Here is a 14,416-nt window from a genome sequence, read left to right as displayed (position 1 = left end):
ATGTCACCTATTGATTTTGAAAAAAAACTATTAAATTTAAATCAAGCTATATGCTAAACAAAAAAATACTTGAAAACTAATCAAGTATAAATGACATAAAACGGTCAACGTCATTCAGGCATTCACACATTTATAATCTATAATTTATAACTTCCTACCATCCCTTCGTCTTCGTTCTAACTCTCAATAAATTCATATCTGCCGTGATGAATAGGGTAGAACCATCTTCGCCAAAAGCAACGTTGGCTGTGGCACTGCCCGCTTCAATGCGGCCCAATAGTTTACCTGCTGGACTGATAATCAACACGCCACCTGGTCCTGTAGCCCATAGGTTGCCTGCTTTGTCAATCTTAAATCCATCAGGTGCTCCGCGCCAGCCGCTTTTGGCTAATTCCGCGCCATCAAAAAAGATGTTACCTTCGCCCAAGTTACCGTCTTTGTCGACCGGAAATGCCTTCCAGATTAATCCTTTTGGATCAGACTGGCCCACATACAAGATTTTCTCGTCTGGACTAAAGGCCAATCCATTCGGACGGGTCATGTCTTTGACTTGTAAGCTCAACTCTCCCTTTTTGTTTAATCGATACACGCCTTGAAATGGCAATTCTTTGGCAGGTTCATCTTTGCCTCGGCCAGGCAATCCATAAGGAGGGTCAGTGAAGTAATAATCTCCCGAACTGTGTTGCACCAAATCATTGGGACTATTCAACTTTTTCCCCTCAAATAAATGAGCCAAGGTTTTCTTTTTGGCTAGATTGTCCAAAGGCATTTCGGCAATCCTTCTGTCGCCATGTTCACATGAAACCAAATTCCCTTTTTTGTTGATAATCAATCCATTGGCACCAGGTTCTTCTGAATAAGGAACGGTTCCCGTATAGCCCGATGGTTTTAAAAACACTTCCACTTCTTTGCCTGGAGCCCATTTGTGAATGACATTTTCTGGGACATCCGAGAAAAGTAGATAATTCCCTTTTTTCACCCATACCGGTCCTTCCGACCACGTATAGCCTGTTCCCAAGATTTCAATGGGCGAATTGACATCCAGTAATTTGTCCAATGCAGGATCCAATCGATGGATCTTACCTATGGTCGGATAGCTTTTTTCCTGTGCATTCATGCTAAATAGGCTGCCTGTTAAACAGCAAAAGAGGTAAAAGATGTTTTTTTTCATGGTCTTGAGAAAAAAAATGTGGGCTACTTGGGCCCACATTTCATTGAAAAAATCAACTTATAGATTATGTTTCTTCATTTCCTTCACAGCAAAATCGGCCGCACGGGCTGTTAATGCCATATAGGTCAAGGAAGGATTCACGCAAGATGCGGATGTCATGGCTGCTCCGTCAGTTATAAAGACGTTTTTCACCGCATGTACTTGGTTATTGCCATTCAATACCGATGTCTTAGGATCACGACCCATACGTGCCGTTCCCATTTCGTGGATGGCCATACCTGGATAAGAACCATTATCAAAGGCTCTCACGTTTTTCAAGCCTGCGCTTTCCAACATTTCACGAGCATCTTCCATGATATCTTTACGCATTTTCTTCTCGTTTTCCTTGAATTCTGCGTCAAATACCACTACCGGTATACCCCACTTATCTTTGGTATTCGCATCTAAATACATTTTGTTTTCGTGGTATGGTAAGGTTTCCCCAAAACCACTTAATCCCATCATCCACGGACCTGGTTTCGTCATGGATTCTTTGTAGTCGATTCCGAAGTTCAAATCACCTACTCCACGGTTCCAGCCTTGACGAGAACCACTGCCTTGGTATCCGAATCCACGTAAATAATCACGCTTATCGTTGCCAATATTGCGGTAACGAGGAATGTAGATACCATTAGCTCTACGACCGATGTAGTATTTATCTTCATCACCTTCCCAAACTCCACTAGCACCAATTTTAAAGTGGTGGTCCATCAAGTTATGTCCTAATTCACCTGAATCATTACCGAAACCATTCGGGAAACGGCGAGATTTAGAATTCAATAATAGGGCAGTAGTACTTACGGTAGATCCACAAACAAAGATGATTTTGGCATAATACTCACGCACATCTTTGGTTACGGTATCAATCACACGTACCCCTTTGGCTTTTTGTTTTTGATCATCGTAAAGAATCTCCGATACCAAAGAATCTGGACGAAGCGTCATTAAACCTGTTTTGGCCGCTGGAGGCAAAGTACAAGACTGCGAGCTGAAGTAGGCACCATATGGGCAACCTAAACGGCACTTGTTACGGTATTGACAAGCACTCCGTCCGACACCCAATTGGGCTTGTTTAGCTTCGGATAAGTTAGCTACACGACCGATCGTCATGTTACGTCCTGGGAAGTTTTTCTCAATACGTTTTCTCACTTCCTTTTCTACGCAATACATGTCCATCGGCTTTAAGAATTCCGAATCGGGCAATTGAGGTAATCCCAAGGCTTCTCCCGAAATACCTACGTGTTTTTCTACGTAAGAATACCAAGGAGCAATGTCTTTGTAGCGAATAGGCCAATCCACGGCAATACCATCTTTTAAATTAGCCTCAAAATCGATATCACTTAAACGATACGTCTGACGTCCCCACATGATGGACTTTCCTCCCACGATATTGGGACGGAACCAGTCGAAGCGTTTTTCTTCTTTGTACATCGAATCAGAATCATTAAACCAATAGGTTTCCGTCATCTCGTTGTAAGGATAATCACGCGCTAATTTCGGATGAGTGGCTTTTTGTTCGTTGGTTAATAAACCATTGTATTTAAAGTCCCAAGGATCTTTGTAGCTAGGGGTATACCCAGTTACGTGTTCCATTTGACGACCGCGGTCTAGGACCAAGACGCGTAAGCCTTTCTCCGTTAATTCTTTGGCAGCATATCCACCAGATACTCCTGAGCCTACGATGATGGCATCGTACGTTTGATTTTTTATTGAATCTATATTTAAGTTCATTGTTATTCTAGTCTTGACATGAAAATTAAAGAGCCCACGTTTTTTGTCCTGGTGCTAATGGCATACAGCCATCGAATTTTCCTGGGATTGGAAGGTATTCCAGAGCCTTGGTAGCACCAATTTCAGAAGTGAAATAACCAGTAGTGGTTAATTCTTTCATCATGAAAAAGAAAGGTGCAGAAGCTTTTTTGCCACGGTTGGCGGTTCTTTCTGCATCAGATTCCAACATGATGCTCGTTAAGGCTTCTTTCTTTTCAACGGCACTGGCTTGTGCAAATGATTTGCCAGTCTTGGCCTGACAATTGGCTTCTAATTTAGCTAAGCCTGCATAAAAACGCTCTTGGTCTTCTTTGGGATAGCAATCACGTACCACGCGAACAATGAATTTTTCTACCCCAGCGGCTTTGGCTCCAGGAGTACCACTGGTGGGGATAATGACATCGGCCACTTCAGCTAATAAAGACTCTTGGTCAGCTGTCACGCTGACAAATGCACCATGGTTTAACTTTTCTCCTCGCAGTCCAGCCATGGCAGGGGCAGAAACAACACCACCCATTAACATGACCACACGCTGTACAGCTTCTCTACGGTTAATGTTCATATTCAAATTAATTTATAAGGATTCAAGGTTAATGCATTGAAATAGTTCAATTTTTTCCATACGGATTTCAAATATATACAATTATAGCAAAAATACTAGTGGGTCTTGGAGGTCATTTCTAAAAAAAATATTACGTAATTTGTGGCTATAATTCATGTATATGCCCATTTTAGCTGCTGATTTAGTGCGTCAAGTGAAGTTGGCCATCCAATCGTTATATTCAGCCCAAGAAGTAGAAGCTATCGCCTATTTATTGGTGGAAATGAGCACGGGTGCCACGCGCATGGATTGCCATTTGGGTAAAGAAGTGGAAGAGCCGAAGGACTGGGAACATATCCTAACTAGATTGGCAGAACAGGAACCTTGGCAATACGTGCTAGGAAAAGGGTGGTTTCGAGATCGTATTTTTGGATTAAATTCGCATACCTTGATTCCGAGGCCTGAAACAGAAGAATTGGTGGATCTTGTTTTGGGAAAAATATCCTCGACACATTCCCCTTGTCGCATATTGGATGTGGGTACTGGCTCAGGGTGTATTGCCATTTCACTAGCCTTAGAAGCAGCCCATGCTCAAGTCACGGCTTGGGAAATTTCCCCCGATGCCCAAAAGCAGGCCATGCAGAATGCGAAATCTCTTGGGGCAGACCTTGCCATCGAATTACAAGATGTGTTTCAATGGTCTACTCGCAGCGATTCCGAAACATGGGACATCATCGTATCCAATCCTCCCTACGTGATGTTTCAGGAAGCAGCGCAGATGGAAAGGCATGTGACGGAATTTGAACCAGGTTTAGCTTTGTTTGTTCCAGATGCTAACCCTTTGATTTTTTATCAAGTATTGGAAAGTATGGCTTCCCGGCACCTCAAACGTGCTGGTTGGATGCTGGTCGAAATAAATCAAGCTTTAGGCAAGGAAACGAAGGCCCTATTTGAAAATGAGCGCTGGAAAAACGTGGAATTGAAGCAAGATTTTCATGGAAAAGACCGTTTTGTCATAGCGCAGAAAGATATTTAAATAAGGAATCATACATTTGTCAGGTAAATGGAACATTTATCCTTTAAAAAGCATTTTAATGGAAATTTGCGAAGGACAGATGTTAATTTGTATACCTTTGCAGAGCAAAAATTTTAAAACAATATCAACAATGAACAGAAAACTTTGGATTGCTTTGGGCGTCATTGCTCTTGTGATTTTTTGGGGAGTCGGCGTACGTAATGGATTAGCTACTAGTGACCAGGAAGTAAAAGGGTCATGGGCCAATGTACAATCGGCATATCAGCGTCGTGCTGATTTGATTCCTAACTTAGTTAAAACCGTACAAGGAGTGGCCAATTTTGAGAAATCAACGTTGACAGACGTGATTCAAGCACGTGCTAGTGCTACCCAAATGAAATTGGATGCCAAGGATTTGAGTCCTGAAAATATGCAGAAATATCAAGCGGCTCAATCTTCATTAAGTGGAGCATTATCTCGTTTGATGGTAGTTGCAGAAAATTATCCTCAGTTGAAAGCCACAGAGAATTTCTCTGAACTGCAAGCTCAATTAGAAGGAACAGAAAACCGAATTAAAGAAGAAAGAGATCGTTTCAATGAATCGGTTAAATCGTACAATAGTAAGGTGGTTACTTTTCCGAATAACCTAATTGCTTCATTCTCTGGATTTACAGAAAAAGGGTTTTTTCAAGCAGAAGCTGGCTCAGATAAAGTTCCAGAAGTTAATTTTGACGAGAAGAAATAAGGATGCACATTAGCCAGGAACAGCAAGCTGAAATTATTCAAGCAATCAAGGAAGCTGAATTAGGAACTTCTGGTGAAATTCGTGTGCATATAGAAAGTCATTGTGAAGGGCACCCGATCGAAAGGTCGAAGGTGCTCTTTTTTCAATTAGGCATGAATCAGACCGATTTGCAAAATGGAGTTTTGGTTTATCTAGCCATCAAAGATCGTAAATATGCCATTATTGGGGATAAGGGGATTGATGCCCGTGTAGACCCCGAGTTTTGGGAGACGATACGGGATGAAATGAGGCCATATTTGGCAAAGAATGAAATAGGAGCAGGATTAGCTTGGGGTGTTCGCCGCATTGGCGAAGTACTAAACAGGTATTTTCCTTACCAAAAAGACGATATCAATGAGCTCACGGATGAGTTGTCCTTTGGGGCTTAAAATTATACGCTTATTTATGTTGGGCATGGCTTTCATGAGCCTGTCTATGCCTGTGCTTTTGGCTCAATCTGGCATACCAGAAAAGCCGAATGGCTATGTACTAGATTTGTCCAATAAATTAAGCCCAGAGGAGAAACAAAACTTAGAACAGAAATTGAGGGGCTATGCAGATAGTACATCCACTCAATTGGAAATAGTCATAGTGCCGACCACTGGTAATACCGATCCTTATGATTATGCTATGGAAATAGGAAAATCATGGGGTGTAGGCCAAAAGGATAAAAACAATGGTTTAGTTTTACTCATTACCTCTGAAACACGAAAAATCAGGATTGTTACGGGTAGAGGGCTTGAATCTGTTTTGCCTGATGCCATTTGTAAACGTATCATCAATCGTATTTTAAAGCCTGCGTTAAAGCAAGGGGATTATTTCGGGGGTATTGATGCGGCTACCACAGAAATGATGCAGCGCGCCAGCGGTACTTTTCAATCCGATGGTGAAGGTGAAAAGCAAGATGGAATACCTTTGGTATTCATTATTTTAGTGCTGTTTATCATCATAGCGATCATTCGAGCAATCAAAAATAGAGGAGGTGGTTCTGGTCCAGGTTCAACTGGGGGCGGTGGCATGTTTTTTCCACCCATCTTTCTAGGTGGAGGAAATTCAGGGCGTGGTTTTGGTGGAAATAGTGGCGGAGGCGGTTTTGACTTCGGTGGATTTGGTGGGGGTGATTTTGGTGGAGGAGGAGCAGGAGGAGATTTTTAATAGATGTTAATAACATGGTACAACAATTAATTCAAAATTCATTGGCAGAGTCGCAGTCGGTATTAGACCGATTTGTGAATAATCCCAAACAAATACAGGCCATTGAAGCAGCGGCTCAATTATTGGTGGATGCGCTAAAAAATGGTCATAAAATTATTTCTTGTGGAAACGGGGGGAGTCATTGTGACGCTATGCATTTTGCTGAAGAGCTATCAGGCCGTTACCGTGAAAACCGTCAAGCTTTGGCGGCAATGGCGATTTCAGATCCATCTCATATCACTTGTGTCAGCAATGATTTTGGTTATAACTATGTTTTTTCCCGTTTCATTGAAGGTTTAGGACAGGAGGGAGATGTTTTAGTAGGGATTTCTACCAGTGGTAATTCAGCTAGTATCATAGAAGCCGTTTCGGCAGCTAAACAAAAAGGAATGAAGGTCATCTTACTAACAGGGAAAGATGGGGGTAAATTGGCTAATTTAGGAGATGCGGAAATACGGGTAGAACATGAAGGTTTTGCGGATCGTATTCAAGAAATTCACATTAAGGTGATTCATATTATGATTCAATTGGTGGAGTATCATCTTTTCGGTCGACAATAGTAATCAAGCTATGTATAACAGAAGCCTTAGATTTGATGATCTAAGGCTTTTTTTGTCAACTTATTCAGGACGGGACAGGTTCTATAAAAAAGCCCCTGAGACATCAGAGGCTTTTTGCGTTATTGAGCTATTTCTAGTATTCTCCATCTGCTTCATTGCTTCCCATAAGGACATCCACCACGCGAGAGAAAATATTTTTAATACCAGGTTTATCTTTTCCGCCTTTTCCAGAGTCTCCACTCGAATCTCCGATGGTCGTAGGTTCGTGTTCTTCTGTTGGAATGGCTTGGTCCAATTGTTCATAATACACCTGAACTAAGCCGATAGCCGTAGCAAAAGAAGGATCATGGATTTCTTCAGAAGCTTGGGAATTTTGAACGACCATAGGAACACCGACACGACATTCTAGGTCAGTTATTTTTTGGAAAAGTTCAGCAATATCCGGTAATTGGGCACCCCCCCCACAGAGAACAATACCACTCTTGAATGATTGTGGGTCGCCAATCTTACTGATTTCAGCCAGGATTTTAGCGGCTAACTCTTTCAGGCGCTCCTCTAAAATGATGGCCAAATTTTTCACGGATACAGGTGTAGGTTTACGACCAGCAATGCCTGGAATCATGACCACTTCATTGATATCAATCAATTTACTGATGGCTGAACCAAAGGTCGTTTTTAAGGCTTCGGCATTCTCTAATGAAACATTCAAACCGATTCTAATGTCTTCTGTCAAGCGATCGCCTCCCCAATTCAATACACTAGCTTGAACTAGGACTTTGTTTTGATACACACTGATTTCAGTAGTACCACTTCCAATATCGACCAAAACAACTCCTTCTTCTTTTTCTTCAGGGCTTAATACGGCCGTAGAGGCAGCAATCGGGCTGAAATAGACATTACCCTTTTTGATATGATCCGACTCAGCAGCCACCAAGCATTGTACCAGCAAACTATATTTATCTGGATTAGCCGTGACTACCATGAAATCAGCTTGGATTTTTTGCCCAATTTGCCCCACAGGGTCAGTGGTAGTGGGTAAATTATCTACTTTAAAACCAATAGGAAGTGTATGCAACAAGCATGGATTCTTTTCTAAAACGGGCTTTTTAGCTTCTTCGATGAGTGCATGTATTTCTTGAAGAGAAACAGCCTCCCGAGGGTTTTTACGGACTTTAATGCTAGTATAAGGCTGCACATTGATGTGACTGCCTGATAAATTAGACGAAAAATAATAATCGGTATTTTTCCCTTCTAGGGCTCCAGAAATCTTTTTTAAAGCTTCTGCAATAGCCGCTGAGGTCTTATTGATGTTAACAATTTCACCACGTAAAATGTGTCCAACAGTATTGGCTTTGCCTGAGGCAATGATCTCTAGTTTTCCTGAAGCATTTTGTCTGCCAGCTACCGCTCTAACGAAGGAGCTACCAATGTCCAATCCGATGATTAAATCGTTCCGCATAATTTGTTATTGAAGATTACTCTAGCCTACAAGGAGGCCATAAAGGTTTAAAAATAGCTATTTTGACTAATAATCGCAAATAACCTGATTCTTATATTTTAAGCGTACCCAGCGATAGGTATTCCAACCTTTATTGGGGATAATTTTCTTATAAAATAGGGCCAGCTTTTTAAATTTGGTATCAATGTTAATCGGTAATCCAAAGTCGACCCGCGTAATACCTAAAGTTGGAATCATCACCACTCCACCATCTTCAGCCACTTCCAATTGTGAAATTTGGGCTCTCCAAAATTCATTGTTATTGATGAATTCAAATAGTTGAATCAAATGTTTTCCCTTGATATCACTCAGGTTTTTTCGATTCTTTTTAAAAAATGCTCCTGAAACCACCAATATCCTAGGTGTAAACAGAGGGCTCGTACCGATGAATTTTCCATCTTGGGTGACGTATTGGTCACTTAGATTAGAATCTCCTACGGTATTTCTAAGAATTCGAGCAATGGGGCTATATTCTTTGACAGAAATGATGATTTTACCCGAGAAATCATAATGTGCTTCACAGGATTTTACGAGAGGGATGCGCTTGACGCGCTCTTCCATTTGGTGCAAAGATATGTTTTGCAAGTATTTACCTACATAATACCGGGTTCCTTGTTCAGTGATCACATTGTTAATGTCTTTTTTCCCAAGAAGTGGTCTTTCATTTTCAGAATCTAATTTGACTACTATACCGGTGCATTTGATATCATTATAAGATAAGTCCGAATAAATGACCGCAGCAATACCCATGCCCAACAAGATGATTAAGCTGATTAATCGTTTGATTAGTGCCCACTTACTTGTGTTTAATAGAGCCATGTAATGTGTTATGTTTTAATTTATTGTAATGAGCCTTTTAAGTCGGCCAATAGTAAGTCAATATCTCCTGCTCCCATCGTCACCAGTAATCTTGGCTTTTGGTCCTGAATAGCTAGTTTCAAACCTTCTTTGCTGATGCATTGTTTCTTTTCTAGGCTAATTAATTCCAATAGCTTTTCTGAACTGACACCTGGGATAGGTAGTTCTCGGGCTGGATAAATATCTAGCAAATATAATTCATCTGCCAAGGATAGACTTTGCGCAAAATCAGCTAAAAAATCTCGGGTTCTAGAAAATAAATGTGGTTGGAAGACCGCCACAATTTTTTCATTGGGATATAAGGCTCTAACGGAATTCAGGCAAGCTGCTATTTCAGTAGGATGATGGGCGTAATCATCAATCATGACATGTTCAGCCGTTTCTACATGGTACTCAAATCTTCTTTTAACGCCTTTGAAGCTAGCAATTCCTTCTTTTATCTCTTCACCCGTTAAACCAACTTGCATGGCTAAGGCCGCGGCAGCTAGGGCATTTTCTATGTTGTGAAAACCCGGAATTCGCATAGGAATATCCTTAATTTCTCCACCTGGATAAAGCATATCAAACACCATTCGATGGTTTTGAATACGGATATTAACCGCTTGGAAATCCCCAGATTCAATACCAAAAGTGGCATTTCTCTGATTGGAGGCTAAGCCTAAACCTACTTTTTGAATGAAAAAACCTTTGTCTTGAATTTGACTGACAAATAATTGAAAGGATTCAATCACTTGTTCGGAAGCTCCGTAGATATCCAAATGGTCGGCATCGGTAGAAGTAACTACCGCCGCATAGGGATGTAAGGTTAAAAAGGAACGGTCATATTCATCTGCTTCCACCACACAAATGATGTTGTCTTTATCCTTGTTGGGAATAAAGTTGGTACCATAATTTTGGGTAATACCTCCCAAAAAAGCGGTTACATTTTTGTTGGCATGTAGGAGTAAATGCGTTAATAGGGAAGAGGTCGTGGTTTTTCCATGCGTTCCTGCCACAGCTAAAGTGGGGATTTGTTCCGTGATCCAACCTAAAATTTCCGATCTTTTGTACAAAGGAATCCCCAAACCCAATAAATAGTTTTTCTCCAAATGATCCGAAGGAATGGCTGGAGTAAAGATGAATAAGCTATGGGCTGTATCGGATAAAATGTCGCTTGGGATGCAAGCAATATCATCTTCATAGTGGATTTGCATGCCTTCCTGACTTAATGTTTTTGTCAACGGGCTTTCGGTTTTATCATAACCCGCCACTGGAAAACCATTGTGTAAAAACCAACGGGCTATGGCTGACATACCAATTCCTCCTATTCCTAGGAAATAGACATATTTTAAATCTTTCAGTTGAATATTACTTTTCATGCAGGGTCAACAAGGCTAAAATGTTGGTGGCTATATCGTGAGCGGCCGAAGGTTTGGCCATGGATTTACTTTGTTTTTCTATTTGTGTGATGAGCTCTTTATTTTGTAGGCAGGAAAGAGCCTCAGTCATGAGCCTATGTTTAGCCTCTACATCTTTCACTAAAATAGCGGCCCCTTTGGTCACTAAACTTTGGGCATTTTGGGTTTGATGGTCTTCAGCAGCACTAGGTAGGGGAACTAAAATACTGGCTTTCCCCACTAAACAGATTTCGGAAACAGACAAGGCTCCAGCTCTGGAAATCACTAAATCAGCCGCTGCATAGGCCAAATCCATTTCGTAAATGAAGGCAGAAACAAAGGCATGTAAACCCGCTTGCTTTTCTACGGAAGCTTGGGCTTCTTTCTCAAATGGAATACCTGTCTGCCAAATGATTTGTACGTTGGAATTGGCCAATTGGTCTAGACCTATCTGTATGGCTAAATTAATGGTTCTAGCCCCTTGGCTGCCACCAATGATTAATATGCAAGGCAAGTCAGGCTGTAAACCAAAATGAGCTATGGCTTTCTCTTTTTTACCTGTTTGATCGATGAGGTCTTTTCGTACGGGATTACCTAAATACTGGATTTTTTCCTTTGGGAAGAATTTTTCCATGTGGGGATAGGCCACAAAAATGCACTTGGCTTTGGAAGCTAAAAACTTATTAGTAATACCCGCAAATGAATTTTGTTCTTGAATCACATAAGGAATACCTTTTATCCAAGCGGCTAATAGCATAGGCCCAGAGGCATAACCACCCACACCTACCGCCATATCCGGTTTGAATTCATTCAAAATAGAAAAAGCTTTGGCTAGACTTTTGATTAATTTGAAGGGAAACAACAAGTTTTTCATCATGTGCTGGCGGTTGATCCCTACAATGGGTAAGCCCACGATCTTAAAACCTGCTTTAGGTACTTTTTCCATTTCCATTTTGCCTTCTGCCCCCACGAATAGAAATTCACAATTAGGTGCTATTTCTTGTATGGCAGAAGCAATAGCAATGGCGGGATAGATATGTCCACCAGTACCTCCTCCTGAAATGATGATTCTTTTTGGTATCACTAAATAATTGTTTTTAAATCTTTGGTTTCTTGTTCTTTATCCCGACTTACGGATAAGATAAGTCCAATACTAATGGCTGTAAATATCAAGGAAGTACCACCCGCTGAAACCATAGGCATGGGTTGACCAGTTACTGGGCCAGCACCTACGGCTACCAGCATATTGATAAAGGCTTGAAATACGATGGAAAAAGTGAGGCCGGCCGATAATAATCCCCCAAAGGGTTTACCGCTATGCCGGACGGCATTGGCACCTCGGTACATGAGCCAAAGGAAAAAGAGCGGGATAAAAATGGCCACTACAATACCATATTCTTCTACTATGATCGCATAGACAAAATCAGATTCTGCTTGGGAAAGGAAGTACCGTTGCTGGCTACGGCCAGGGCCTTTGGGACTTAATGCGCCGGTGGCAATGGCATAATAACTGCGGTAAAGTTGATAATCTTCGTCTTTTTTATCGACGGATTTACCGTCTTTTTTTCCGACACGATTACTGAAGTTGGCAATCCTGGCCTTAACGGTTTTTGCTCGTTGACCAATTTCTAGGGTAACCACCATGCTAGCCAAAATGGCTACCGAGGCTATGATATAGCCAATTTGCTTCCAAGGTACTCGACCAAAAATCATTAGGATGATACTGGTTAAGAAGATCAAAATGCTCGTTGAGAAGTTTGAAAGCATAATGAGAAAGCAAGTGATTCCAATTTTAATTAATAACCAAAGGAAAAACTGCCAGTTATAGGCCTCCGGGTTTGATTGGCGAGTGGAGAAATCTTTGGAAAGACTACCAATCAGGCACAATTTGGCCATGTCAGAAGGCATGAAGGAGATGGGGCCGATTTCTAACCAGCGACTAGCCCCGCCTTTACTTTCACCAAAAACAAAGGCAATGAGAATCAATATCCAAGAGAAAAGTAGAGCTACATGGCTGTATTGGGCAAATTTCAGATAGTTCTGTCGGGAAAACCAAGACATCAAGATGAAGGAGAAAATCAAGATCACCATGGACTTGATGAAACTAAAAATAGGGTCCATGGGATTCATCATGACCATACGCCCTTTAGCAGAAAACTGGATCAGTAATCCAAAGGCATTTAGGACAAATACGATGAACCAAATTTGGTAATCGCCAGCTAGTTTGGACTTGATGAATTCCGTGATTCTATTTTCCATCGGTGAGCGTTTTTACCATAGCTTTAAATTGATTTCCCCGATCTTCGTAGTTTTTGAATAAATCAAAACTAGCGCAAGCAGGAGAAAGTAGTACAATATCACCAGATTGTCCCCAATCCAAGCTTTTTTGGACAGCAGCTTGTAAATTATCGGTTGAAAATAAGGAGGAACAGATGGGCCCAAAATGAGAAACTAATTTGTGATTGTCTGTTCCTAGGCAAATGATGCCTTTGACTTTTTCTTTCACCAAATCATCTAATACCGCATATTCATTACCCTTGTCAACTCCACCTATCAATAAAATGATTGGCTGCTTAAAACTATTCAAGGCATAGAATACGGCATCTACGTTAGTTGCTTTCGAGTCATTGATGAACTGTATGCCCTTCCAAGTACCACAAGGTTCCAGTCGGTGAGGGGCATTCTCAAAAGTCTGTAGTGCCAAATGTATGGACTCTGAGCTGATTCCTACCGCTTCAGCAGCAAGAATAGCGGCCGACATGTTAATCGCATTATGAGGGCCTTTGAGAGGCACTTCATTCAGACTTACATGAAAATGGGAAGAACCTTTGATTTCATTATTATGAATTAGCATGTCTGCTTGCTCATCGTCAAAGCTGATGGTTTTTACCTGAGCTTGATGGGGCATCGAGTTAGCATGTGATTGCCATACAGGATCATCAGACCAAAAAATGCAAGTAGTATGCGGTTTGGCATTCTGAAAAATCCGGAATTTTGATTGAATATAATTCTCAAATTGGTATTCGTAGCGGTCTAAATGATCCGGAGTAATATTTAATAATACGGCTACATCAGGGGCAAAATGAAAGCAACGATCTAATTGAAAACTGGAAATCTCCAAAACATAATAATCATGCTGGTTTTCCATGACTTGTTTGGCAAAGCTATGTCCAATATTTCCCGCTAGACCCACTTTAAATCCCGCTTCTTTCAATAAATGATAGGTTAAAAGCGTGGTCGTTGTCTTCCCATTACTTCCTGTGATGGCGATGATTTTGGCTTGGGTATATCGGGAGGCAAATTCAATTTCTGAAACTAAGGAAATGTTCTTTTGCTTGATTTCTTTGACAATTGGGCTTTTTTCGGGTATACCTGGACTGATGATAATCTCCTGAGCATCAAGTATGTTGTCCATGGAATGAGTTCCTTGTTCAAAAGGAATCTGGGCATCCAATAAACGTTGTTGGTATTCGGGTTTTAATTGCCCCTGGTCAGATAAAAATACGTCGAAGCCTTCATGTTTGGCCAACAGGGCAGCCCCCACGCCACTTTCACCTCCGCCTAGGACTACGATTTTTGACATTCGCTTAAAAAAGAAAGGAAAATTAAA

General features: G+C 41.2%; 14 protein-coding genes. 5 read left to right on the top strand and 9 right to left on the bottom strand.

Annotated features, from left to right (window positions below):
- Nucleotides 1-154: 154 nt before the first annotated feature.
- From EWU23_RS12525 to EWU23_RS12515, 3 genes are read right to left on the bottom strand one after another with little or no spacing between them, the layout of a single operon-like run.
- Complete coding sequence (locus tag EWU23_RS12525; RefSeq protein ID WP_166232705.1) at nucleotides 155-1,171, bottom strand: SMP-30/gluconolactonase/LRE family protein; 1,017 nt, start codon at nucleotides 1,169-1,171, stop codon at nucleotides 155-157.
- Nucleotides 1,172-1,228: 57 nt separating this feature from the next.
- Complete coding sequence (locus EWU23_RS12520; RefSeq protein WP_166232703.1) at nucleotides 1,229-2,941, bottom strand: GMC oxidoreductase; 1,713 nt, start codon at nucleotides 2,939-2,941, stop codon at nucleotides 1,229-1,231.
- A 25-nt stretch (nucleotides 2,942-2,966) separates the two neighbouring features.
- Nucleotides 2,967-3,536, bottom strand: coding sequence for a gluconate 2-dehydrogenase subunit 3 family protein (locus EWU23_RS12515; RefSeq protein ID WP_166232714.1), 570 nt, complete (start codon nucleotides 3,534-3,536; stop codon nucleotides 2,967-2,969).
- Nucleotides 3,537-3,702: 166 nt separating this feature from the next.
- Here EWU23_RS12515 and prmC point away from each other — a divergent pair, with 166 nt between their 5' ends.
- The 5 genes from prmC to lpcA all read left to right on the top strand — a co-directional run bounded on the left by prmC (nucleotide 3,703) and on the right by lpcA (nucleotide 7,074).
- Entirely contained in the window at nucleotides 3,703-4,557 is an 855-nt protein-coding gene (gene prmC, locus EWU23_RS12510; protein WP_166232701.1) for a peptide chain release factor N(5)-glutamine methyltransferase, read from the top strand.
- Nucleotides 4,558-4,687: 130 nt separating this feature from the next.
- Complete coding sequence (locus EWU23_RS12505) at nucleotides 4,688-5,281, top strand: LemA family protein (protein WP_166232699.1); 594 nt, start codon at nucleotides 4,688-4,690, stop codon at nucleotides 5,279-5,281.
- 2 nt (nucleotides 5,282-5,283) lie between these two features.
- A complete protein-coding gene (locus EWU23_RS12500; protein ID WP_166232697.1) occupies nucleotides 5,284-5,709 on the top strand; it encodes a TPM domain-containing protein in 426 nt (141 codons plus the stop codon).
- Nucleotides 5,675-6,475 (top strand): TPM domain-containing protein, encoded by an 801-nt coding sequence (locus EWU23_RS14185; protein WP_262886096.1) that lies wholly within the window; start codon nucleotides 5,675-5,677, stop codon nucleotides 6,473-6,475. Before EWU23_RS12500 ends, EWU23_RS14185 begins: the two co-directional genes overlap by 35 nt.
- Before the next feature lie 14 nt (nucleotides 6,476-6,489).
- On the top strand, nucleotides 6,490-7,074 hold the full coding sequence (lpcA, locus tag EWU23_RS12490; RefSeq protein WP_166232695.1) for a D-sedoheptulose 7-phosphate isomerase: 585 nt from the start codon (nucleotides 6,490-6,492) through the stop codon (nucleotides 7,072-7,074).
- 133 nt (nucleotides 7,075-7,207) lie between these two features.
- On the opposite strand, the gene ftsA is transcribed toward lpcA, so the two are convergent.
- From ftsA to murD, 6 genes are all read right to left on the bottom strand, one after another.
- Complete coding sequence (gene ftsA, locus EWU23_RS12485; RefSeq protein ID WP_166232693.1) at nucleotides 7,208-8,533, bottom strand: cell division protein FtsA; 1,326 nt, start codon at nucleotides 8,531-8,533, stop codon at nucleotides 7,208-7,210.
- A gap of 66 nt (nucleotides 8,534-8,599) precedes the next feature.
- Complete coding sequence (locus tag EWU23_RS12480; RefSeq protein ID WP_166232691.1) at nucleotides 8,600-9,391, bottom strand: cell division protein FtsQ/DivIB; 792 nt, start codon at nucleotides 9,389-9,391, stop codon at nucleotides 8,600-8,602.
- A 20-nt stretch (nucleotides 9,392-9,411) separates the two neighbouring features.
- The gene (murC, locus tag EWU23_RS12475; protein WP_166232689.1) at nucleotides 9,412-10,788 is read right to left on the bottom strand and encodes a UDP-N-acetylmuramate--L-alanine ligase; all 1,377 of its coding nucleotides are present in this window, start codon (nucleotides 10,786-10,788) and stop codon (nucleotides 9,412-9,414) included.
- The gene (murG, locus tag EWU23_RS12470; RefSeq protein ID WP_166232710.1) at nucleotides 10,778-11,887 is read right to left on the bottom strand and encodes an undecaprenyldiphospho-muramoylpentapeptide beta-N-acetylglucosaminyltransferase; all 1,110 of its coding nucleotides are present in this window, start codon (nucleotides 11,885-11,887) and stop codon (nucleotides 10,778-10,780) included. Before murG ends, murC begins: the two co-directional genes overlap by 11 nt.
- Nucleotides 11,888-11,889: 2 nt before the next feature.
- Nucleotides 11,890-13,065, bottom strand: a complete 1,176-nt coding sequence (locus tag EWU23_RS12465) for an FtsW/RodA/SpoVE family cell cycle protein (RefSeq protein WP_166232687.1) — start codon at nucleotides 13,063-13,065, stop codon at nucleotides 11,890-11,892.
- Nucleotides 13,055-14,389, bottom strand: a complete 1,335-nt coding sequence (gene murD, locus EWU23_RS12460) for a UDP-N-acetylmuramoyl-L-alanine--D-glutamate ligase (protein WP_166232685.1) — start codon at nucleotides 14,387-14,389, stop codon at nucleotides 13,055-13,057. The genes EWU23_RS12465 and murD overlap by 11 nt, the downstream gene beginning before the upstream one ends.
- Nucleotides 14,390-14,416: the final 27 nt, after the last annotated feature.

This window comes from Aquirufa beregesia (genome assembly GCF_011090385.1).
Lineage (GTDB): Bacteria > Bacteroidota > Bacteroidia > Cytophagales > Spirosomataceae > Aquirufa > Aquirufa beregesia.
Note: the sequence above shows the minus strand (reverse complement) of the source record. Positions and strands in the feature narration are given on the sequence as shown.

Bases quoted from the DNA above. Each gene is read 5' to 3' on its own strand.
- EWU23_RS12525 (WP_166232705.1), bottom strand. From the start codon at position 1,171: ATGAAAAAAAACATCTTTTACCTCTTTTGCTGTTTAACAGGCAGCCTA.
- EWU23_RS12520 (WP_166232703.1), bottom strand. From the start codon at position 2,941: ATGAACTTAAATATAGATTCAATAAAAAATCAAACGTACGATGCCATC.
- prmC (WP_166232701.1), top strand. From the start codon at position 3,703: ATGCCCATTTTAGCTGCTGATTTAGTGCGTCAAGTGAAGTTGGCCATC.
- EWU23_RS12505 (WP_166232699.1), top strand. From the start codon at position 4,688: ATGAACAGAAAACTTTGGATTGCTTTGGGCGTCATTGCTCTTGTGATT.
- EWU23_RS12500 (WP_166232697.1), top strand. From the start codon at position 5,284: ATGCACATTAGCCAGGAACAGCAAGCTGAAATTATTCAAGCAATCAAG.
- EWU23_RS14185 (WP_262886096.1), top strand. From the start codon at position 5,675: ATGAGCTCACGGATGAGTTGTCCTTTGGGGCTTAAAATTATACGCTTA.
- lpcA (WP_166232695.1), top strand. From the start codon at position 6,490: ATGGTACAACAATTAATTCAAAATTCATTGGCAGAGTCGCAGTCGGTA.
- ftsA (WP_166232693.1), bottom strand. From the start codon at position 8,533: ATGCGGAACGATTTAATCATCGGATTGGACATTGGTAGCTCCTTCGTT.
- EWU23_RS12480 (WP_166232691.1), bottom strand. From the start codon at position 9,391: ATGGCTCTATTAAACACAAGTAAGTGGGCACTAATCAAACGATTAATC.
- murC (WP_166232689.1), bottom strand. From the start codon at position 10,788: ATGAAAAGTAATATTCAACTGAAAGATTTAAAATATGTCTATTTCCTA.
- EWU23_RS12465 (WP_166232687.1), bottom strand. From the start codon at position 13,065: ATGGAAAATAGAATCACGGAATTCATCAAGTCCAAACTAGCTGGCGAT.
- murD (WP_166232685.1), bottom strand. From the start codon at position 14,389: ATGTCAAAAATCGTAGTCCTAGGCGGAGGTGAAAGTGGCGTGGGGGCT.